Annotated in this window: 22 protein-coding genes; 5 read left to right on the top strand and 17 right to left on the bottom strand. The window is 64.8% G+C overall.

Going from position 1 to position 18395, the window contains the following annotated elements; translation table 11 throughout:
* Positions 1 to 91: 91 nt before the first annotated feature.
* Both CRO48_RS01970 and CRO48_RS01965 read right to left on the bottom strand, forming a co-directional pair.
* Positions 92 to 1063, bottom strand: a complete 972-nt coding sequence (locus CRO48_RS01970; RefSeq protein WP_245423383.1) for a peptidoglycan-binding domain-containing protein — start codon at positions 1061 to 1063, stop codon at positions 92 to 94.
* Positions 1020 to 2609, bottom strand: a complete 1590-nt coding sequence (locus CRO48_RS01965; RefSeq protein WP_245423382.1) for a sensor histidine kinase — start codon at positions 2607 to 2609, stop codon at positions 1020 to 1022. The genes CRO48_RS01970 and CRO48_RS01965 overlap by 44 nt, the downstream gene beginning before the upstream one ends.
* Before the next feature lie 506 nt (positions 2610 to 3115).
* Here CRO48_RS01965 and CRO48_RS01960 point away from each other — a divergent pair.
* Positions 3116 to 3556: a DUF5330 domain-containing protein gene (locus CRO48_RS01960; RefSeq protein WP_176526627.1), complete on the top strand. Its 441-nt coding sequence runs from the start codon at positions 3116 to 3118 to the stop codon at positions 3554 to 3556.
* Positions 3557 to 3865: 309 nt separating this feature from the next.
* Positions 3866 to 4285, top strand: a complete 420-nt coding sequence (locus tag CRO48_RS01955; RefSeq protein WP_097135887.1) for a SufE family protein — start codon at positions 3866 to 3868, stop codon at positions 4283 to 4285.
* A gap of 38 nt (positions 4286 to 4323) precedes the next feature.
* On the opposite strand, the gene CRO48_RS01950 is transcribed toward CRO48_RS01955, so the two are convergent.
* The 10 genes from CRO48_RS01950 to CRO48_RS01905 form a co-directional block, all read right to left on the bottom strand.
* Positions 4324 to 5154, bottom strand: a complete 831-nt coding sequence (locus CRO48_RS01950; protein WP_097135885.1) for a DUF6456 domain-containing protein — start codon at positions 5152 to 5154, stop codon at positions 4324 to 4326.
* Positions 5147 to 5656: a helix-turn-helix domain-containing protein gene (locus CRO48_RS01945; RefSeq protein WP_407071880.1), complete on the bottom strand. Its 510-nt coding sequence runs from the start codon at positions 5654 to 5656 to the stop codon at positions 5147 to 5149. The genes CRO48_RS01950 and CRO48_RS01945 overlap by 8 nt, the downstream gene beginning before the upstream one ends.
* Before the next feature lie 268 nt (positions 5657 to 5924).
* On the bottom strand, positions 5925 to 6362 hold the full coding sequence (locus CRO48_RS01940) for a MucR family transcriptional regulator (protein WP_097135883.1): 438 nt from the start codon (positions 6360 to 6362) through the stop codon (positions 5925 to 5927).
* A gap of 430 nt (positions 6363 to 6792) precedes the next feature.
* The gene (gene mnhG / locus CRO48_RS01935; protein ID WP_097135880.1) at positions 6793 to 7131 is read right to left on the bottom strand and encodes a monovalent cation/H(+) antiporter subunit G; all 339 of its coding nucleotides are present in this window, start codon (positions 7129 to 7131) and stop codon (positions 6793 to 6795) included.
* A gap of 1 nt (position 7132) precedes the next feature.
* Positions 7133 to 7510: a cation:proton antiporter gene (locus tag CRO48_RS01930; protein ID WP_097135878.1), complete on the bottom strand. Its 378-nt coding sequence runs from the start codon at positions 7508 to 7510 to the stop codon at positions 7133 to 7135.
* Positions 7510 to 7983, bottom strand: coding sequence for a Na+/H+ antiporter subunit E (locus CRO48_RS01925; protein WP_097135876.1), 474 nt, complete (start codon positions 7981 to 7983; stop codon positions 7510 to 7512). The genes CRO48_RS01930 and CRO48_RS01925 overlap by 1 nt, the downstream gene beginning before the upstream one ends.
* A complete protein-coding gene (locus CRO48_RS01920) occupies positions 7983 to 9548 on the bottom strand; it encodes a Na+/H+ antiporter subunit D (RefSeq protein ID WP_097135873.1) in 1566 nt (521 codons plus the stop codon). Before CRO48_RS01920 ends, CRO48_RS01925 begins: the two co-directional genes overlap by 1 nt.
* Before the next feature lie 6 nt (positions 9549 to 9554).
* A complete protein-coding gene (locus CRO48_RS01915) occupies positions 9555 to 9932 on the bottom strand; it encodes a Na+/H+ antiporter subunit C (RefSeq protein ID WP_097135871.1) in 378 nt (125 codons plus the stop codon).
* Positions 9932 to 10348: a Na(+)/H(+) antiporter subunit B gene (locus CRO48_RS01910; RefSeq protein WP_097135869.1), complete on the bottom strand. Its 417-nt coding sequence runs from the start codon at positions 10346 to 10348 to the stop codon at positions 9932 to 9934. Before CRO48_RS01910 ends, CRO48_RS01915 begins: the two co-directional genes overlap by 1 nt.
* Entirely contained in the window at positions 10345 to 12726 is a 2382-nt protein-coding gene (locus CRO48_RS01905) for a putative monovalent cation/H+ antiporter subunit A (protein ID WP_097135867.1), read from the bottom strand. Before CRO48_RS01905 ends, CRO48_RS01910 begins: the two co-directional genes overlap by 4 nt.
* Before the next feature lie 251 nt (positions 12727 to 12977).
* Between CRO48_RS01905 and msrB the strand changes: the two genes are divergently transcribed.
* On the top strand, positions 12978 to 13385 hold the full coding sequence (msrB, locus tag CRO48_RS01900) for a peptide-methionine (R)-S-oxide reductase MsrB (RefSeq protein WP_097135865.1): 408 nt from the start codon (positions 12978 to 12980) through the stop codon (positions 13383 to 13385).
* Positions 13386 to 13743: 358 nt separating this feature from the next.
* Here msrB and CRO48_RS01895 read toward each other — a convergent pair whose 3' ends face one another.
* Positions 13744 to 14292, bottom strand: a complete 549-nt coding sequence (locus tag CRO48_RS01895; RefSeq protein ID WP_097135863.1) for a GNAT family N-acetyltransferase — start codon at positions 14290 to 14292, stop codon at positions 13744 to 13746.
* 41 nt (positions 14293 to 14333) lie between these two features.
* On the opposite strand from CRO48_RS01895, the gene CRO48_RS01890 reads away from it, so the two are divergent.
* On the top strand, positions 14334 to 14906 hold the full coding sequence (locus CRO48_RS01890) for a helix-turn-helix domain-containing protein (RefSeq protein ID WP_097136071.1): 573 nt from the start codon (positions 14334 to 14336) through the stop codon (positions 14904 to 14906).
* Positions 14907 to 14930: 24 nt separating this feature from the next.
* On the opposite strand, the gene trhA is transcribed toward CRO48_RS01890, so the two are convergent.
* The 3 genes from trhA to CRO48_RS01875 all read right to left on the bottom strand — a co-directional run bounded on the left by trhA (position 14931) and on the right by CRO48_RS01875 (position 16763).
* On the bottom strand, positions 14931 to 15581 hold the full coding sequence (gene trhA / locus CRO48_RS01885) for a PAQR family membrane homeostasis protein TrhA (protein WP_097135861.1): 651 nt from the start codon (positions 15579 to 15581) through the stop codon (positions 14931 to 14933).
* A 287-nt stretch (positions 15582 to 15868) separates the two neighbouring features.
* On the bottom strand, positions 15869 to 16189 hold the full coding sequence (locus CRO48_RS01880) for a TraR/DksA family transcriptional regulator (protein WP_097135860.1): 321 nt from the start codon (positions 16187 to 16189) through the stop codon (positions 15869 to 15871).
* 163 nt (positions 16190 to 16352) lie between these two features.
* Positions 16353 to 16763, bottom strand: a complete 411-nt coding sequence (locus CRO48_RS01875) for a universal stress protein (protein WP_097136069.1) — start codon at positions 16761 to 16763, stop codon at positions 16353 to 16355.
* A gap of 284 nt (positions 16764 to 17047) precedes the next feature.
* Here CRO48_RS01875 and CRO48_RS01870 point away from each other — a divergent pair, with 284 nt between their 5' ends.
* Positions 17048 to 17926: a VOC family protein gene (locus CRO48_RS01870; protein WP_097135858.1), complete on the top strand. Its 879-nt coding sequence runs from the start codon at positions 17048 to 17050 to the stop codon at positions 17924 to 17926.
* Between the two features lie 57 nt (positions 17927 to 17983).
* On the opposite strand, the gene CRO48_RS01865 is transcribed toward CRO48_RS01870, so the two are convergent.
* Positions 17984 to 18370 (bottom strand): DUF930 domain-containing protein, encoded by a 387-nt coding sequence (locus CRO48_RS01865; RefSeq protein ID WP_407071883.1) that lies wholly within the window; start codon positions 18368 to 18370, stop codon positions 17984 to 17986.
* Positions 18371 to 18395 lie beyond the last annotated feature (25 nt).

Below are 18395 nucleotides of genomic sequence, written 5' to 3'. Positions count from 1 at the left end.
GGGGACGAGGCTGTGACCGGACAGGAACCACGCGCTTTCGATGCTTTCAGCCATCACTGGAAGCAACCGTTTTGCGCTCTTGCCGGGATCCTCAGAGCGCGCCGATTTCCTTGAGCTTGCTCAGCACCAGCTCGTTCGGCTCGCCGGTGGCGGGCAGACGGTAGTGCTTCTCGAAGGCGCGGATCGCCTCACGGGTCTTCGCACCCGCGACACCGTCGACGGCGATATCGGCATAGGCGATGTTGCTGAGCCCCTTCTGGATCTTCATCACCAGAGCGCTTGACTGGGCGCTTGACTGGGGTGAGCCTGACTGGCGTGAGCCTGACTGGGAAGCGCTTGACTGGGCCGACTGCCCCGCTGCGGCGGGTCTGGGTGCCGGGCTTGCCGGCAGCTCGGCTTCGGCGGCGCGGATCGCCGCGGCGATCGGGTCTATCGCCGTACCCGTATCCTTTTCCGCCGCCGTCTCGACCGGGCGCTCCGTCGGCAGCACCGCAACCTCGCGCGGCGCGGCTGCGCCGCCGAGCTCGACCAGCAGGTCCTCGCTCGGCTCGCCTGTCACCGACAGACCGCGCGCCTGCTGGAAGCGACGGATCGCATCGGCCGTCTCCTTCTGCATGATGCCGTCAGGGTCTGCGGCATAGAGGCCCTGGCGCGCAAGTGCGGTCTGGATGTCAAGCACCAGGCCGGAGACTTGTCCGGCTTCGCGGGCCGGCGCCTCGTCGCCCGCCTCCCCTTCGCGCTCGATGACGAAGGTGGTGACGTCGGAGGGCGGCTTGCGGAGTGCGGAAAAGCCGAGCGTGTTCTGCGCGGTGCGGGTCTTCATGATCGGCGAGGGATGGCCGCCCGGCTGGTACCACAGCGCATTTGCCGCGACGAACGAGAAGACGACGGCAAAGGCGGCACCGCCGCCGATCACGGACGGATGGCGTGCGGCGAACGCTCCGAGCGCGACCATGGAGCGCTGGAGTATACCCGTTGATGGAGCCTGCCGCTTGCGGGCGCCGGCATTGCGCCCGCGGTCAGGCTGTTTTCGCGCGCGTGCCGTCATGGCCCCTGCCTTCATAGCCTGTGTCCTTGTCAGCTTCTGAGGAAGCACCCTCCGTCATCTGCATGCGTATCGCATCGTTCCGCTCGCGGGGAAACAGCCGCGGCGGGAATTCCCCGGCATTGACCACAGCGCCGGTCTCGCCCGCGCCGGCCGCAGCCGCGCCGTCGGCGGGAATGGTGATGGTGATGCGGGTGCCCTCGCCCGGATCGCTGTGGATCACAAACGTGCCGCCATGCAGCGCGACCAACCCCTTGACCAGCGACAGGCCGAGACCGGTGCCCTCGTACTTGCGCGTATATTCGTTTTCCACCTGAACGAAGGGCTGGCCTATCAGATCCAGCTTTTCGGCGGGGATGCCGATGCCGGTATCGCTGACGCTGAGGACGAGATCGCGGCCCTTGCGCGCAGCCTCGATGGTGACGATGCCGCCCTTGTCGGTGAACTTGATGGCGTTGCCGACGAGATTGATCAGGACCTGCTGCAGCGCGCGCTGGTCGGCCACGGCCTCGCCGATGTCGTGCGGCACGCGGCTGGTCAGGCGCACACCCTTCTGGCGGGCCTGCAGCGCCAGCATCTGCTCGCAGGCGTTGACGCTGTCGGCGACCGCAAACGGTTCCAGCAGCAGCTCGTAGCGGCCCGCCTCGATCTTGCTGACGTCGAGCATGGTGTTGACGACCGACAGCAGGTGGCCGCCGGACTGATGGATCAGCGCGACGTATTCGCGCTGGCGATCGTTCTCCAGCCGCCCGAAGTACTCGCCGGCCAGGATATCGGAAAAGCCGAGGATCGCGTTCAGCGGCGTGCGCAGCTCGTGGCTGACGGCGGCGAGGAAGCGGGTCTTGGCGTCGTTGGCCGATTCAGCCTCGGCGGCCTTGCGGGCGCTGTCGCTGCGCAGCCGGGCCTCCTCGGAAATGTCGCGCGACTGGGCGACGATCGAAGCCAGAAGGCCGGCTGTGTCGCGAACGGCCGTCATCTCGGTGCGCACGTGCAGGAACTGCCCGCTCGCCTCGCCGGCACGCCCCTGTTCGAGGCGGACGTCGATGCGCGCATGAGCTTCGCCCTGGCGCAGCCGGTCGATCGCCTGGAGGAAGCCCAGCCGGTCGGACACGTGGATCTGGTCGATGAAACCGCGGCCGAACGGATCGCGCATCGGCTTCAGCAGCGCCTCGCGGTCGCGTCCGTGGACGGCGGTGACATGGCCGCGCGGATCGTGGACGGTGACGAGGCCGGCGAAGAGATCGTAGGTGCCGGCCGGATCGGGCGCGGGGCTGATGGCCATCTGAAGCCTTTGGCCCGAACGGCGGCGCGAGACGAGGGAAGCCGCAGCGGTCGCCAGCAGGCCGCCGGAGGCAGCAAGGGCCGCACCTGCCGGCAGCGCTGCGGAAACCGGCATGACAGCGCAGAGCGCAAGCGGCAGCACGGGTACGGCGACCAGCGAGGACAACAGAATCGCGCGCAGGCCCGCCGGCGATCCGGCGTCCGTGCCGGCCGCACAAAACTCACCCGTAACAGCAGCCGCAATGGCTGCCATCCTGTCAGCGATGTCACTCAGAAGACGCACGCAATACCCTGCCGTCTGTTGTTCTTTTATCTGGTCGCAGAATCGCACCGGCGACTTAGAAAAGGATAAACATCGACGGTCCGAAAGCCCCCGAAAGGGCCGAAAAAGCCTGTTTCAAAGCGATACGGGCGGCATTTGAACTTCGTGGTTAACGGCGGGTAAGCGTTTCAAAATGCGGCATTTTTCCGTTCGCGTTAACCTGTGTGCCGCGCCGGTCGACGGTGAAGGCCCGGTTCTTCGGAGCTTCGTCTCCCAACTCCTGCCACGATGCTTAACGACGATCGCTAAAATTTGCGAGAAATGCCCGACAACGGCGCTTCCTTCAAATTTTATGCAAATTTGAGGAAAACCCGAGTGATTCCGGAAAAGGGCCATTTTCCTGTCCCGCGTATTCTCGCATCAACAAACGGCAGCGGCCGAAAGAGTCGCGCCGGACGGCAAGGACGCCAAAGCCACTCCATAGACAAGAGAGTGGCAGGCGCCGCAGACTGAGGATGGGCACGACGATGTGGTTTCTGATCAAGGGAGCGTTCTGGTTCTCGCTTGTTCTGGTGCTTCTGCCGCTGTTCGACAGCGAGTCGACGCAGAAGCTCGAACACGGGCCAACCATGGAACTCGGCAATACCGTGAACGCGGCGAGCGAAGCCATCCGCTACCTTTCCGATCTGTGCCTTGAGAAGCCCGACGTCTGCCAGAAGGGCGCCGAAGCCTTCGTGGCGCTGGGGCACCGGGCACGCGAAGGCGCGCATGTGGCCTACAAGCTGCTGGACTCCCAGTTCGCCGACCCGGCCGAACAGCCCGGCGACACAGCAACCGCCCTCGACCAGCCGATGCCCGCACTTTCCGTGCCGGCCGCCGAGGAGGCGCACAAGGCCGCAGGTGAGCCGGACGGCGTCGTCACCGGCACCATCGCCGTTCCCTCGCGCCGTCCCGACCCGGTATCCTGATATCTTCCATTACTGCCTGAACTGTCGCTGTTTACAGCCGCCGCGAGGATTGCCCATGCCTCGCGGCGTTTTTTTTTGGCGCCGGCGCCCGCACAGCTGCATGGTTCAAATCGCAGGTCGACTGCATCATACCAATGATCGATGATGTGCGGCCTCCATCCGGTCATCCGGCAAGGAAAAGACCGGAGCGGACCGATTGGCCCGGAAGCGGTTGTCGCCTGGCCGGAAACCTAAATCGATCCGGCGCAATAGGTTACTATCGTCGATCATTGGTATTATATGTGGCGGCAGACGACAACGGGACACGACATGACAGACCTCGCCCAGATCATCGACGACTTCGCCTTTCTCGACGAGTGGGAGGACCGCTATCGCTATGTCATCGAGCTCGGCAAGGCGCTGCCGGAGCTCAGCGAAGACAAGCGCGCGTCGGAAAACAAGGTGCAGGGCTGCGCCAGCCAGGTCTGGCTCGTGACCCATTCGGACGGCGGCAGCGACCCGGTCCTGACCTTCGAGGGCGATTCGGACGCGCATATCGTCCGTGGCCTGGTGGCCATCGTTCTGGCTGTCTATTCCGGCAGGCACGCGTCCGAGATCGCCCGCACCGATGCGCTGGACGTCTTCAACAAGATCGGCCTCGTCGAGCATCTCTCCTCCCAGCGCGCCAACGGATTGCGCTCGATGGTGCGGCGCATCCGCGAGGAAGCGACGGTGCGTGTCGCCGCCTGAGACGGCAGCGACCTTCGCTCACCTCATTTCCGTTCGGCTCAATCCGCCCGGCCGAAGCGGTCGGCCATGTCGGGCCGGAAACCCTCCGCGCCCCAGCTGTGGCTGCGCCGCTGCGGCGGTGGCGCGGGCGCGTAGTGACGTGACAGTGCCATCAGGGCCGCGCGCAGCATCAGCTTGGCGGAACGCACGGGCCACTGGCGTTCGCGCTCCACCGTCTCCAGCCCCTTCATGAAGCAGCAGACGTCAAGGGCGACGCCGGCAAGCTCCGGCCCCATCGCCTCGATGGCAGCCTGCAGGCGCTGCCGAGCTGCCACCGCCGTATCGGAGATCTCGCGCGCCTGACCCAGTTCGCCGCCATTGCGCCCGGCAAGACGCGGTTCCCAGCTCATCGTCAGCCGCGGCTGCAAGCCGCACCGCAGGAAATCGCGCGCGAGGCGCTCGCCGGCGGCAACGGCACTCTCGCCGAGATAAGGCGTCCCGGCCTTGTCCTTCAGGCGCGCCAGCGCCGATAGCGGCGATTCCAGCTGGTTGACCCGCACCGCCTGGCGGCCGGACGCGGTATCGACCGTGCGCGCGGCGATGTCGCGGTGCTGGTCCTGATAGCCCTCCACACCGGCCAGAAGGCGGCGCAGATAGGTCCTGGTTCCGGCTGCGGCCGACAGCTCGTCGCCGTTCCGGACCGCCAGCCCGAGCCGGACCGCTTCGCGCACGACGTCCGCGGCGACGGTCGCCGTCCTGCCGCCTTCGGACTTGAGGCTGAGGGGGTCCCCGGCGCCGAGCTTCGCCTTTCCGGCGGTCGCCAGAAAGCGCAGCAACGCTGCGAGTGGCCTGCCGGCGGGTGCAGGCATCGCGGATTTTTTCTCATTCATGCTCGACCGCCCCGGCGCTTGCGAAGATCGAAAGCGCGATGCGCTCAACGGTGGCGACGAAATCGTCGAAAGCGCAGTCGTCACGCCGATCCTCGACGGCGTTGCAGGCGTGGCTGACCGTGGTGCGATCGCGGCCGAAGGCGGCTGCGATCTCCACGAAGGAGATCTGGAGCGCCACATGGCAGACATACATGGCGATCTGGCGGATATGCGCGGCCGCCCGGCGGCTGTTGCGCCTCCGCATCTGCCGGTCGCTCGCCAGCGCCAGAAGCTCTGCGACCAGCTGACGGACGATACGGCAGACCGAGCGCACGGCCGGTTCGGTGCAGTCGAAAGCGCCGTCGCCGGATTGCATGACCGACAGAAGCCGGCTTCGGCGCGCGCCGAAGCGTGCCGTTCCGCGGGATCGGCGGGGTCGCTTGGCGGTGCGGCGGACGACGCCTTCGGGGGCCGCAGGCGCTGCAACGGCGGTTCGATGTGGGTCCGGCTCAGGATCGTGCATGGTGCTCACTCCGTTATAGGAATTTATTCATACACCCTACGCAGGAAGCGGGGATGAATGAAGCATCGCAGCACAACCCTTCATTGAAATCATAAGGAAATTGTAAACAAACATCCCCGAAATAGGCTTTTTTTCCTTTCAAGGGGCGTAAAAAAACCGGGCGCGACGGCCCGGTTCGGTTCTTGCGGCTTCCTCATGCAGGCGGGTGGCCCGCGCATCGGGGAAGCCTTGATGGTAGTGACCGCGCTTGGAAACACGCGATTGCGCGTCAGCGGCGGGCCTTGCGGCGCTGACCGAGGCCCATCTCCTTGGCCAGACGCGAACGCGCCTCGGCATAGGCGGGCGCAACCATCGGATAATCGGCAGGGAGGTCCCACTTCTCGCGGTACTCCTCCGGGGTCATGCCGTAGTGGGTCATCAGGTGGCGCTTGAGCGACTTGAACTTCTGGCCGTCTTCGAGGCAGATGATAAAGTCGTTCTGCACCGACTTGCGGATCGGCACCGGGGGCTTCGGCTTTTCAGCCGGCACAGGCACCTCGGCAACAACAACCGGTTGCGACGTGTTGTTCAGTGCGGTGTGTACATCGGCGATCAAAGTCGAAAGTTCGGAAACGGGGACGACGTGGTTGCTGACATAGGCGGCAACGATGTCGGCAGTCAATTCTACCAGCAGATTAGAGCCGTTGCCGTCGGAAATCTCAGTCATTTTCTTCTCCTGTCGGTTGAACCGCCCATCGCAAGGCATGCGAAGGCGGAACAAACTGCGATCTTACGCAAAGCTAACCTTGTCAGGGCTGGGTGAACCTGTCCGAGTCCTTGAAAGGACCTCCCCCGGGCGGCAGATTTCACAAATAGCTAATATTACTTCCGTTTCCGAAGCGCCCCTCACCGATCCAAATCTTTGCCACAACCGTACCCCAAAAAGAGCACTTTAGAATGATCGCAACTTAGACTGGAGCTGGTCGCGCAAGTAAAATCAACACAGCAGCTTTACTTGAAGTGGCATAACATCGTTTTTCGCAAAGTCCAATATTATTTTGACACAGATCAAGTGATTCTTGTACATCCCCCATTCGGGTGAAGCGGCAAGAAAAATATGTCCCATCGGAGGTGCTGCATCGCAATGTATCGGCAGCTCAGTTCTTGGCCTTGTCACGCATGTCGTCGCACACCGCGCCGCGCGCCAACCGGTATCCTGCAAGGTGCGCCGCCTTGGCCACGAGATGCGCTGCCACGGGCGCCGTCAGGATGAAAAAGACCACGCCGGCGAAGGCGCGCGCGAAGGTGGCGAACTCCCCCGAATGGACACCGGCGGCGATAAGCATGAGGCCGGAGCCGACCGTGCCGGCCTTGGAGGCGGCATGCATGCGCGTATAGACGTCGGGAAGACGCACGATGCCGATGGCAGCCAGCAAGGCAAAGACACCCCCAGCCACCAGCAGCACGGCAACGACAAGAGCCAGCAGAATATCCATCTCAGCGCCCCCTTCGCCTGGCGGGCGAACGCTTCCGCCGCTGTTCGGGCGACTGCGCGCCGCGCGCAGCCGGGGAAGCCAGCGGATCGCGGTCGTCCTCCGGCATGCCCTGGCTGAGGACGAAGCGGGCAAGCGCCACCGTCGCCAGGAAACCGACCAGTCCGAGCGATATGGCGATGTCGACGTAGAGGTTGAAGCCCGTCTTGATCGCGACCACGGCCAGGAAGCCGATCGCGATCGCCACCAGCATGTCGAGCGCGACGATCCGGTCCGGCAGCGTCGGCCCCTTGATCACCCGCCATGCGGTGAGAAAGAAGGCGACGCACATCAACAAGAGCGCGAAGGAGGATGCGGCAAGGACGATCGTCTGGGCGGTCATCAGCGGAGCGCCTCCAGGATTTTGCGCTCGAAGCCGTTTGCGATGTCGCGCCTGGCGGCCACGGGATCGGAACAGTCCAGCGCGTGCACGTAGAGGAAGCGGCGGTCGTCGGAGACGTCGACCGACAGCGTTCCCGGCGTCAGCGTAATCAGGTTCGCCAGAAGGGTGATCTCGATGTCGCGGTCGACCGTGAGCGGGAAGGCGAAGATGCCGGGCTTGAGCACCATGCGCGGCCTTACGACGAGGACGGCGACCCGAAAGGCCGACAGCGCCAGTTCCTTGACGAAAAGGGCTGCGAGCGCCAGAAGCCGCAAGGGACGGAAAGCCGTGCGGTTGCCTGCGAAATCGCGGCGGATGAGCCAGAGCGCCAGAAGACCGAGCACAAAGCCGAGGATCACGTTGAGCGGCGACAGGCTGCCGGTGACGGCCGCCCAGACTACCGCGAACACCACTGCGGGAATGACCAGCTTCATCATCGCGCTCCATGCGGGAAGACGGAATCGACATAGGCGGAGGGGTCGGCCAGCAGGGTCGCCGCCGCCTGGATCTGCGACAGCAGCGGATCGGGGAACAGGCCGACCAGCACGGTGACGAGCACGAGTGCGGAAAGCGGCAGGACAACTGCGGCCCCCGGCCCTGCACCCGCGCCCGCCCCCTCGCCTGCCGGCGCGGCCGATGGCCGCCAGTAGGCCAGCGCCCAGACGCGACCGACCGCGATCATCGTCAGGAAACCGGTGAGAAGGACCGAACCCGCCAGCCACCATGCGCCGATATCGATCGCGGCCTTTGCCACCATCACCTTCGGCCAGAAACCGGAGAAGGGCGGCATGCCCGCGACCGACAGGAACAGGATAAGCGACAGGGCGGAGAAATAGGCCGCGCGACCATAAAGCCCCCCCGCCCCGTTGAGGTCGAAGGTGCCGGACAGCCGGCCCGCCACACCGCTGGCCATATAGAGCGCCGTCATCACCACCATGGAATGGAGCGCATAGAAGATCGCGCCAGCGACGCCGGGGCCGCCCACGGCAATGCCGGCCAGCATCACGCCAATGCCGGAAACCACGAGATAGCCGAGCAGACGGCGGATGTCGCTCTGGCCGATGGCGCCGAGCGCGCCGAGAAGCATGGTCGCAGCCGCTGCCACCGCGATGACGAAGCTCAGTTCCTCCCGCTCGACGGGAAACAGCATGACCATGACACGCACGAGGGAATAGATACCGACCTTGGTCAGCAGCCCGGCGAAGAGCGCGGAGACGACGATGCGCGGGGTATGATAGGAGGCGGGAAGCCAGAAATTGACCGGGAAGGCGGCCGCCTTCATGCCGAAGGCGAGGACGAAAAGGGTGGCCAGCGTCATCAGCGGCAGGTCCGCCCGGCGCTCGGCCGCCTTGATGGCGATATCGGCCATGTTGAGCGTGCCGAACAGCCCGTAGAGATAGCCGACCGCGATCAGGAACAGCGTCGTCGCCACGAGGTTGAGGAAGGCATACTTGACCGCGCCGTCGATCTGCTTCGGCTCGGAACCGAGCACGAGCAGCCCGAAGGACGAGATCAGCAGCACCTCGAACCAAACATAGAGATTGAAGATGTCGCCGGTCAGGAACGCGCCGGACACGCCCGCCATCAGCAAGAGCAGGAACGGATAGAAGCCGTAGCGGCGGCCGGAGCCGTCGATGTTCTGCACGGCGAACACGCCGCCGGCCAGCGCCACCAGCGCGGAGAACAATGCAAACAGCGCGCCGGTGAGATCGGCGGTGAAGGCGATGCCGAAGGGCGGCAACCAGCGCCCCATCACCATGGTCAGCGGACCGCCATCGACAACGCGCCACAGAAGCAGGCCGTCCAGCACGACGAGCACGGCAAGCGCCAGGATGGCGAGCAGCGGCTGGATGTGCAGGTTCTTGCGCAGCATCAGCAGCACGGCGCCGCTCGTCAGGCACCAGACGACCGGCAGGATCACCAGCCAGTCGGCAAGCGGGGCCGGCGCCAGGACGAGCGCGGCAGACAGATCGATCGCGGAACCAGCGGGTGCGGCCATGGGGTATCAGTATCCGGTCGGAGGCGCGCTGTCCGCCACGGGCTCGGCGACGCGCATGTCATTGGCGTTGTCGGTGCCGAGATCCTGGAAGGCGCGATAGGACAGCACCAGCAGGAAGGCGAAGAACGAAAAGGAGATGACGATCGCCGTCAGGATCAGCGCCTGCGGCAACGGGTTGGCGGTCACGGCCACCTGCCGGTCGAGGCCGGCGGGAATGACCGGCGGCACCTCACGCAGGATGCGTCCGCTGGTGAACAGCAGCAGATTGACCGCATTGCCGAGGATCGCGACGCCGAGGAGGATGCGCACGAGAAACTTCGACAGCATCAGATAGATGGCAGCGGCGAAGAAGACGCCGACGAGGAGGGAGAAGAGTACTTCCATCAGATATCCTCCCTCTCCAGCGCCAGGGCGATCGAGGTGATGGCGCCGACCACGACGAGATAGACGCCGAGATCGAATAGCATCACGGTGGAGAGCGGGACCTCGACGCCGAAGAGGCTCGGATAGATCCACAGCCCCGTCAGGAAGGGAACGGCTGCGAGCATCGAGACCAGCCCGGCGACACAGGCGAGCAGCAGGCCGAAGGCTGCGATCGCCATCGGATGGAACCACAACGCTTCGCGCACCGGCTGGATTCCGCGCGCCACCCCGTAAATCGCCATCGCCGCGGCCGCGATCAGCCCGCCGATGAAACCGCCGCCGGGTTCGTTGTGGCCGCGCAGCAGCACGAACACCGAGAAGAGCAGCATCAGCGCGGTCAGGAAGGGGGCGAGCGTGCGGAAGATGACAGTATTCATCGCTGCGTATCCCCTGCTGTGGCCTTCTTTGGGCCGGTGGCTGTCGCGGCAGATCCCGCGACCGACTTGCGGATGCGGATCAGGGAGAGGATGGCAAGCCCGGTCGTCATGACGACGGCGATCTCACCGAGTGTGTCGGTGCCGCGGAAATCGACGATGATGACATTGACGACATTGGCGCCATGCGCGATCGCCTTGGAATAGAGGTTGAAGAACTCCGTCAGGACGGGATCGAAGCGGCCCTGTGTGACCTTCAGCAGATAGAGGGAGAAGCCCAGCCCGCAGGCGATCGCAAGCGCCGCATCTGGCAGTTTCTGCGAAAGCGGGCGGGCATCGCGCGGCTGCAGGTGCAGCCGGGTCATCACCAGCGTCAGGATGACGACCGACAGCGTCTCGACCATGAACTGGGTGAAGGACAGGTCGGGCGCGCCGAACAGCAGGAACAGCAGCGCCACGGCGAAGCCCTGGATGCCGAGCGCGAGGATGGCGTTCAGCCTGTTTGTCGCCGTCAGCACGCCGAAGACGCCGGCGATCGCCAGCGCCATTACCGCGAGTTCGTGGAACTGCGCATCGGCCGGCCAGATCGGCAGGCGCGGCCACTCGCCGTACCAGGCCAGCGGCAAGAGAAGTGCTGCTGCGACGACGGCGAAGGTTATCGTGAGGTAGACTTCCATCCGGCCGGGCTGCAGCAGCCGCGTCAGCCGGTGCGAGAAGCGCACGAGGCCGGCCATGAACTGGTCGAAGCCGCGGTCCGGCCCCCAGCCGATGTCCTCGACCAGCCGGTCGGCAGCGAGCCGTGCGCGATCCAGAAGCAGGAAGAAGGCGACGCCGAGCACAATGGTCACGGCAGACAGGAGCAGCGCAAGGCTGACATGCGGCATGGCCGAAACGGTCACCACCTGCGGCTGTCCGGCAATCGCGGACGCCAGCGGTGACGTGACAAGCGCGTGGACTTCAGCCGAGATCAGGCCGGCCGCAAGGCCGCAGACCGCAAGCAGCATCGGGCCGAGCCAGAGAAGCGCCGGCCCCTCGTGCGGCGCCTTCGGCGTCGCAACGCGGGGGCCGAGGAACGGCTTCAGGGCGATCGCGAAGGCCACCGCGAACATCAGCGCGTTGCCGATCACCGCCGCCAGCATGAACGCCATCGACCGCAGGCTGCCGCCCGAAAGCGCCACATAGACCTCTTCCTTGGCGAGGAAGCCGAAGAAGGGCGGCAATCCACCCATCGACAGCGCCGCCAGGAGCGCGGCTGCGAAGGTCAGCGGCATGGCGCGACCAAGCCCGCCGAGCCGGGTGATGTCGCGCGTGCCGGTCTCGTGGTCGACAAGGCCGGCAACCATGAAGAGCGCGCCCTTGAACAGCGAGTGCGCCACCAGATAGAGGGCGGCGGCTGCCGCCGCGTGTTCCGAGCCGAAGCCGGTCAGCATGACGAGCAGGCCGAGCGAGGCGACGGTGGTGTAGGCCAGCATGAGCTTCAGGTCGGTCTGCCGGATCGAGAGGACGGCGCCGACGAGCAGCGTCAACCCGCCGAAGGCCGGCAGGATCGTCTCCCACGGCGTCGTGCCGCCGAGCACGGGATTCAGGCGCATCAGCAGATAGACGCCGGCCTTCACCATCGTCGCCGAATGCAGGTACGCGGAGACCGGGGTCGGCGCCTCCATCGCGTTCGGCAGCCAGAAATGGAAGGGGAACTGCGCGGATTTCGTAAACGCGCCGCCCAGCACCAGCACCAGGATCGCGACGTAGAACGGGCTTGCGCGCACTTCGGGGCCGAAGGACAGCAGCAACGACAGCTGGGTGACGCCGGTGACGTCCCAGATAACCAGCAGCCCCGCGAGCAGCATAAGTCCGCCGCCGCCGGTGACGACCAGCGCCTGCAGCGCAGCCCGGCGCGATGCCTCCCGCGCATGATCGAAGCCAATCAGCAGGAAGGAGGTGATCGAAGTCAGTTCCCAGAAGACGAACAGCATCAGGAAGCTGTCCGACGCCACGAGGCCCAGCATGGCGCCCATGAACATCAGGATGAAGGAGAAGAAGCGCCCCTGATGCGGGTGGCCCTTCAGGTAGGCGCCGGAATAGAGGACGATCAGCGCGCCGATACCCGAAATCAGCAGCAGGAAGGTCAGCGAGAGACCGTCGATCAGCCAGGAAAAGCTGACATTGTAGTGCGGCACCCACATATAGCCGCCGGTGACGATCTCGCCGCGGCCGATTTCCGGCAGGAGTTGCGCGAAGTGAACGAAGATCGCCAGCGGGAAAAGCGAAAGCGGCAGGGCGGCGCGAGAACCAAGCAGACGGGTAAGAAGGGGTGCGGCCAGCGCGCCCGCAAAGGGCAGACAGAAAGCGACGAACGTCATGGCCATCATGCCTGATTGCATTCCTTCTCCCCAACCACGCTACTGCAGCGCGCCTTCGGACGTGCCGGTCACCCCTTGCCCCGCACCGATTGCCGACCGTAGGACCTTCGTCTCGGCGACAGTCGAATGCCGCGCTACGGCTCGGCGAACTGATTGCGAGCCTGTATGGCCGAAATCCTCCTGCATGGAAAGCAACGACCAGACATTTTGGCGAACACATCCATGTTATTACCCGCTTTTGCACCCTACATAGGGGGCCGAAGGAGACGCCCATGAGTGAGAATGCAAAGCTGAAGGTTTTCAAGACGGACGAGGAATGGCGCCAGTTGCTGACCCCGGAGCAATACCGCATCACCCGCGAGCACGGCACGGAACGGGCGTTTTCCAGCCCGGATTTCGACAGTTCGAAGACAGGCACCTATCGCTGCGTCTGCTGCGATCGCCCGCTCTACAGTTCCGAGGCGAAATTCAATTCCGGGACCGGCTGGCCGAGCTTCACCCAGCCGATCGAGCCGGGTGCGGTGACGAGCCACCGCGACCTCTCCTACGGCATGAACCGGATCGAGATCCGCTGCGCGGACTGCGACGCCCATCTCGGCCACGTCTTTCCGGACGGCCCGCCGCCGCATGGCTTGCGTTTCTGCATGAACGGGGTGGCGCTGACGTTCGAGGAGCGATAGCCGAAAGGACGAAAATCCTTTTCGGTTCAGCGCGCTGGCTTGCGACGTTGAAAATCTGATTCCGGGGCGGAGCTTCTGCCCCGTCGAACGGGCACGGCATCACGGAAAGATTTACACTACGCGACACCAGCGTTGCATGAGTATGAGACCTCCCGCTTCCGCCATTCCGGCCCCGAGCCGGAATCCACCCGCCTTGCGTCCGCAAGGCAAAAAGATTCTCTTGCGATCAAAGACCTGATCGCGCTGGTTCCTGGCTCAAGGCCGGGAAGACGGAAGCATGTAGCTTCCTGAATCACGACGACGATCGAGACCGTCCCGCCAACCTCTTGATGTCGTATCCTTCTGAAAACGATTCAGCCTACGCCACCAAGTTCCTGTTTTGCATGGGATGTTGCACGCAGAGTTCCATGCAGGTCAGGTCCAGCCAGCGGCCGAACTTGGTGCCCACTTCGCGGAAGCACCCGACGGTGCGGAAGCCAAAACTCTCGTGCAGGCGGATCGACGCCTCGTTTTCCGCCTCGATGCCCGCGATCATGACATGGATGCCGGATGCGCGCGCGCGCTCGATCAGCGCGCCGAGCAGCGTGCGGCCGATGCCGTTGCCCCGGGCATTCCTGTGCACGTAGATGGAATGTTCCGCCGTGTGGCGATAGCCGTCGAAGGCGCGCCAGTCGCCATAGGAAGCATAGCCGACCACCGCACCGTCCAGTTCGGCGACGAGCACCGGGAAGCCGCGGTCGCGCCGGCCGCGAAACCATTCGAGACGGTTGTCCAGGTCGACAAGGGTCTCGTTCCAGATCGCGGTCGTATTGGCGACGGCGTCATTGTAGATCTCCATGACGGCCGCCATGTCCTCTTCCCGCGCATCGCGGATCAAGACCGCCGGTGCCGAAACCTCCTGTGCCATTGCCGCTTGCTCCTTCGTTTTCCGTCTACTATTGTTACGTTATGTCCACTTTAGCAGACGACTTCGACCAGAGTCTAGGCCTACGCGTCCGCACCGAAAGGGAGGCGCGCGGATGGTCGCTGAGCGACCTGTCCGAACGCGCCGGCGTCTCGCGGGCGATGATCCACAAGATCGAACGCGGCGAGAGCAGCCCGACGGCAGCGCTGCTCGGCAGGCTGTGCGCGGCGTTCGGCTTTTCCGTCTCCACCCTGATCGCCCGGGCGGAGGCGGGCGCCGAACGGCTGATGCGCCTTGCCGACCAGCCGGTCTGGGTGGATCCGGAAACCGGCTACCGGCGCCGGCAGGCTTCGCCCGCCGCAGCGCCTGCCGAACTCGTCGAGGTCGAACTTCCGGCCGGCGCCCGCGTAGCCTACCCCGCGGCCGCCTTCGCCTTCCAGCGGCAGATGCTGCGCGTCATGGAGGGAACGCTGACCTTCGTCGAGGGCGAAACGGTTCACCGCCTTGCCTCCGGCGACTGCCTGGCGCTGGCAGCGCCGGTCGATTGCGCCTTCGTCAACGACAGCGAGGAGACCTGCCGCTATCTGGTGATCCTGGTGCGCGGCGACCGCGGCTGAATTGCTCGCCGCCCACGGCTCCGTTCACGCACTGACGCAGGTGACGACGGCCGAATAGTGGACGCCGGCAGCGGCGACCACGAAGCCGTGCCAGATGGCGTTCTGGAACCGCAGGCTCTGCCAGACGTGGAAGATCACGCCCACCGAATAGAGCAGGCCCCCGATCAGGATCAGCGTAAGCGTCGTTTCCGGCAGGATGGCACGCAGCGGTCCGGTGGCAAGCACGCCGCTCCATCCCATGGCGAGATAGAGCAGGATCGCCAGCCGGTCGTACCGCCCGGGCAGCAGGAACTTCATCGCCACGCCGGCAACGGCGATCAGCCAGACGGCGACGAGCATGCCCATCAGCAACGGCTCTTCCAGGCCGCGCTGGAGGAAGGGCGTGTAGGTGGCGGCAATGAGAACGAAGATGGCCGAATGATCGAACCGGCGGAGTTGCCATTTGAGCTTCGACACCGGCCAGAGATTGTAGGCGAAGGAGATGCCGAGCGACAGAAGCAGGCCCAGGCCGTAGATGGCGGCTGCGGCCAACTGGCCGCTTGTCGTCCAGACCTTGGCATAGAAGAGGAGCGCGGTTACCCCGATGAGAGCAGATATGACGCCGACGCCATGAACGATGCCATCGGCAATCAGTTCATGGCGATCGTACTGCCATCTGATACCTTCGATTTCCATGCGACCCGTTCCACGCGGTACACAGCGGACGACTAGACTTCGAAGGCGCGTCCGGCAGGTCGGGACCATCGGCGCCATGCTGCTGCCCCACTCCTTTCCCGTTAGGAGTGCCCCTGTGAAGGCCCATCGAGCTGGAAGCATCGTGCCAATTGCCGCCGTCATCATCAAGCCGCCGAGTAGCCGGAAGGCCGGCATGGGCTTCACTTTTGGTAACGTGCGTAACGGTTCGCAAACGGCCGATGCGCAACGCATGGCTGCGCACGGTGCGCATTCGTCTGCATGTGCCCTCAGCGCTTGATGCACTCTTCGCAGAGCGCGGCATGGGGAACGGCGGCCAGGCGCGCCGGCGAGATGGGCTGCCCGCACTTGGGGCAGATGCCGAAGGTGCCGGCCTCGATGCGGTTGAGCGCGGCATCAATGGCGGCGAGTTCGCCAAGCCCCGTGTTGCCGATCTCCTCCAGCACCTCGTCGTTCTCGCGCTCGGTCGCGCGCTCCTCCGCGTCCGGATTGGGGGTGGCCTCGAGATCGCTCTCGATCCTGTGCAGCAGCCGATAGAGCTCGTGCTTGCGGCCGAGAAGCCTGTCTTTGAATTGTGCGGTATCAAGCATGGCCTGTCTTTCCTTTTCGAAGGGGGTCCGCGCAGTCCGAGGCCGGGCGCGGCTATGGCCTGGAGGCGCGTCGCGGCAAAATTCCGCTCTGCCCTCGGCCTGTTTGTTCTCGTCTCTCTCCGCCTGTCCTGCGAAGCCTGGCGTTCCGACTTGAGGAACTTTCCTAACGATCGACGAGCACGGATGTCGGCGAATGACGCACGACCCGGTCCGCAGTCGAGCCTAGCAGGTAGTTTGCCAGTCCCGGACGGTGAGATGCAACAACGATGAGATCGGCCTTGTGTTCCTCGGCCGCAGCAATGATCTGTCCGGCGCCGGCGCCATAGCGGATGTCGATGAGGGCGGAAATGCCCATTTTGTCGCGCAGGCGGGCCAGCCGTTCCTCGGCCTGCTTGATCTCCGTCTCGACGAGTGCAGCGGGAAATTCGATGGAGATGTAGCTGGTCGCGATCTCGATGACATTGACCAGAACGATCTCGCCGCCGTCCGCAAGCAGGCTCTTCGCCCGCTTGAGGATCTGCTCCCCGCGTTCCAGCTGGTCCATTGCTATGGGAACGATGATCTTCCTGTACATGCCCGGCCCCTTTCCGCCTTCCTCTTCCTTGCGCAAGTTGCCTTTCGAGACTGCGCGCCGCATTGACGAGGATCAAGCCGAAACTGCAGCGCCGACCCCGAAGTGACGCAGGGTTGCAGGCAGCCGGCGACGAGCAACCCGGATCGTCAACGGCACGTTGACGAAATATCGCCATTTCATCATCTTTCGCGAACGATCCGGCGCCTCCATATTCGGCAACGGGAAGCAACGCCTATCATATGCGCCGCGTTGTCCGGCCCCAGATCATTCGACGGAGGACTTTCATGACCGAAGCCATTGCGCTCAACGCGCCCACACACGCCGTCAACATGCCGGCGCATGTGGAGCATGCGCATCTGCTCGTCACCGATCTGCCGGCCACGTCCGAATGGTATCAGAAAATGATGGGCCTTGCGGTGCTGGAACGGTCCGCTTCCGGCCATACGCTCGGCGCCGGCGGGCGCCCGCTGCTGACGCTGACGACGGATGGCAAGGCCGTGCGCGCATCCAGGCGCGCGCCGGGCCTCTTCCACAACGCCTTTCTGCTGCCGAGCCGCAAGGAGCTTTCGCGCTGGCTGGCGCATGCCGCCCATAATGGCGTGCAGTTGACCGGTGCCTCCGACCACCTCGTCAGCGAGGCGATCTATCTGGACGACCCGGAAGGAAACGGCATCGAGGTCTATCGCGACCGCGGCCGCGACGAATGGAACTACAAGCCCGACGGGATGGTGGAGATGGCGACGTTGCCCCTCGACCTGCAACGGCTTTACGACGAGGCACCGAAGGGCGAACGCTGGGGCGGCATCCCGGACGATTCCGCGATGGGCCACATCCACCTGCAGGTGTCCGACATCCCCCAGGCCGACGCCTTCTTCCGCGACGTGCTGGGGCTCGACCTGATGGCGCGCTATCCCGGCGCGAGCTTCTTCGCATCCGGCAAGTATCACCACCACATCGGCGCAAACGTCTGGAACTCGCGCGGCGCGCCCGAGCGGGACGCAGCGATGACCGGTCTTGCCGACTACACCATCCGCTTCAGCAGCGCCGGCCGGCTGCAACAGGCGGTCGAGCAGCTCGACGCGCTGGAAATCGCCACGACCCGCAGCGGCGACACGGTTTCGCTGATCGATCCCTGGGGCATCGGGCTGCGACTGTCGGCCTGATCAGGCCGGCATCGCCCGCCTGCCCTTCCGCGCCGGCGGCGTCGAAGATCGCCGGTATCAGTCGTACAGATAGTGCGCGTCCCAGTCGTCACGCGGCACCATGTCGCCGATCCTGTACTTGAACGCGGTCACGTCGAAGTGGTCGTCGGAGGTCTCGCACTTGAAGGCGAGGCGATACCATTCGCCCTTGCTCCGAAAGACCGCACCCTCCGTCTTGAGCTTGTTCCCAATGGTCTTCGGGTCGCCGAACGAATAGGCGATCACCTTGTCCGGCTGGTAGCCCTTCCCCGCGGCCTTGATGCGGTCCATAGCTTCCATGTCGCAGCGCTGCTCGAGCCGGGTCTGGGGGTCGAGCTTGGCCAGCTGGCTGCGGATTCGCGCGTCCATGGCGTGCGCGTTCATGGCAATGGCATTGGGCGCGATCGCACAGGCGGACGCGAACAGTGCGGTGGCAATCTTCATACGCTGA

This window comes from Rhizobium subbaraonis, from assembly GCF_900220975.1.
GTDB lineage: Bacteria > Pseudomonadota > Alphaproteobacteria > Rhizobiales > Rhizobiaceae > Mycoplana > Mycoplana subbaraonis.
Note: the sequence above shows the minus strand (reverse complement) of the source record. Positions and strands in the feature narration are given on the sequence as shown.

What these genes read in the sequence shown, in the direction of transcription:
- CRO48_RS01875 (WP_097136069.1), bottom strand. Translation starts at nt 16,763, where the DNA reads ATGTACAGGAAGATCATCGTTCCCATAGCAATGGACCAGCTGGAACGC.
- CRO48_RS01910 (WP_097135869.1), bottom strand. Translation starts at nt 10,348, where the DNA reads ATGAATACTGTCATCTTCCGCACGCTCGCCCCCTTCCTGACCGCGCTG.
- trhA (WP_097135861.1), bottom strand. Translation starts at nt 15,581, where the DNA reads ATGGAAATCGAAGGTATCAGATGGCAGTACGATCGCCATGAACTGATT.
- CRO48_RS01960 (WP_176526627.1), top strand. Translation starts at nt 3,116, where the DNA reads ATGTGGTTTCTGATCAAGGGAGCGTTCTGGTTCTCGCTTGTTCTGGTG.
- CRO48_RS01950 (WP_097135885.1), bottom strand. Translation starts at nt 5,154, where the DNA reads ATGAATGAGAAAAAATCCGCGATGCCTGCACCCGCCGGCAGGCCACTC.
- CRO48_RS01880 (WP_097135860.1), bottom strand. Translation starts at nt 16,189, where the DNA reads ATGCTTGATACCGCACAATTCAAAGACAGGCTTCTCGGCCGCAAGCAC.
- CRO48_RS01970 (WP_245423383.1), bottom strand. Translation starts at nt 1,063, where the DNA reads ATGAAGGCAGGGGCCATGACGGCACGCGCGCGAAAACAGCCTGACCGC.
- CRO48_RS01915 (WP_097135871.1), bottom strand. Translation starts at nt 9,932, where the DNA reads ATGGAAGTACTCTTCTCCCTCCTCGTCGGCGTCTTCTTCGCCGCTGCC.
- CRO48_RS01905 (WP_097135867.1), bottom strand. Translation starts at nt 12,726, where the DNA reads ATGCAATCAGGCATGATGGCCATGACGTTCGTCGCTTTCTGTCTGCCC.
- mnhG (WP_097135880.1), bottom strand. Translation starts at nt 7,131, where the DNA reads ATGGATATTCTGCTGGCTCTTGTCGTTGCCGTGCTGCTGGTGGCTGGG.
- CRO48_RS01955 (WP_097135887.1), top strand. Translation starts at nt 3,866, where the DNA reads ATGACAGACCTCGCCCAGATCATCGACGACTTCGCCTTTCTCGACGAG.
- CRO48_RS01925 (WP_097135876.1), bottom strand. Translation starts at nt 7,983, where the DNA reads ATGAAGCTGGTCATTCCCGCAGTGGTGTTCGCGGTAGTCTGGGCGGCC.
- CRO48_RS01945 (WP_407071880.1), bottom strand. Translation starts at nt 5,656, where the DNA reads ATGCACGATCCTGAGCCGGACCCACATCGAACCGCCGTTGCAGCGCCT.
- CRO48_RS01920 (WP_097135873.1), bottom strand. Translation starts at nt 9,548, where the DNA reads ATGGCCGCACCCGCTGGTTCCGCGATCGATCTGTCTGCCGCGCTCGTC.
- CRO48_RS01870 (WP_097135858.1), top strand. Translation starts at nt 17,048, where the DNA reads ATGACCGAAGCCATTGCGCTCAACGCGCCCACACACGCCGTCAACATG.
- msrB (WP_097135865.1), top strand. Translation starts at nt 12,978, where the DNA reads ATGAGTGAGAATGCAAAGCTGAAGGTTTTCAAGACGGACGAGGAATGG.
- CRO48_RS01930 (WP_097135878.1), bottom strand. Translation starts at nt 7,510, where the DNA reads ATGACCGCCCAGACGATCGTCCTTGCCGCATCCTCCTTCGCGCTCTTG.
- CRO48_RS01890 (WP_097136071.1), top strand. Translation starts at nt 14,334, where the DNA reads ATGTCCACTTTAGCAGACGACTTCGACCAGAGTCTAGGCCTACGCGTC.
- CRO48_RS01895 (WP_097135863.1), bottom strand. Translation starts at nt 14,292, where the DNA reads ATGGCACAGGAGGTTTCGGCACCGGCGGTCTTGATCCGCGATGCGCGG.
- CRO48_RS01940 (WP_097135883.1), bottom strand. Translation starts at nt 6,362, where the DNA reads ATGACTGAGATTTCCGACGGCAACGGCTCTAATCTGCTGGTAGAATTG.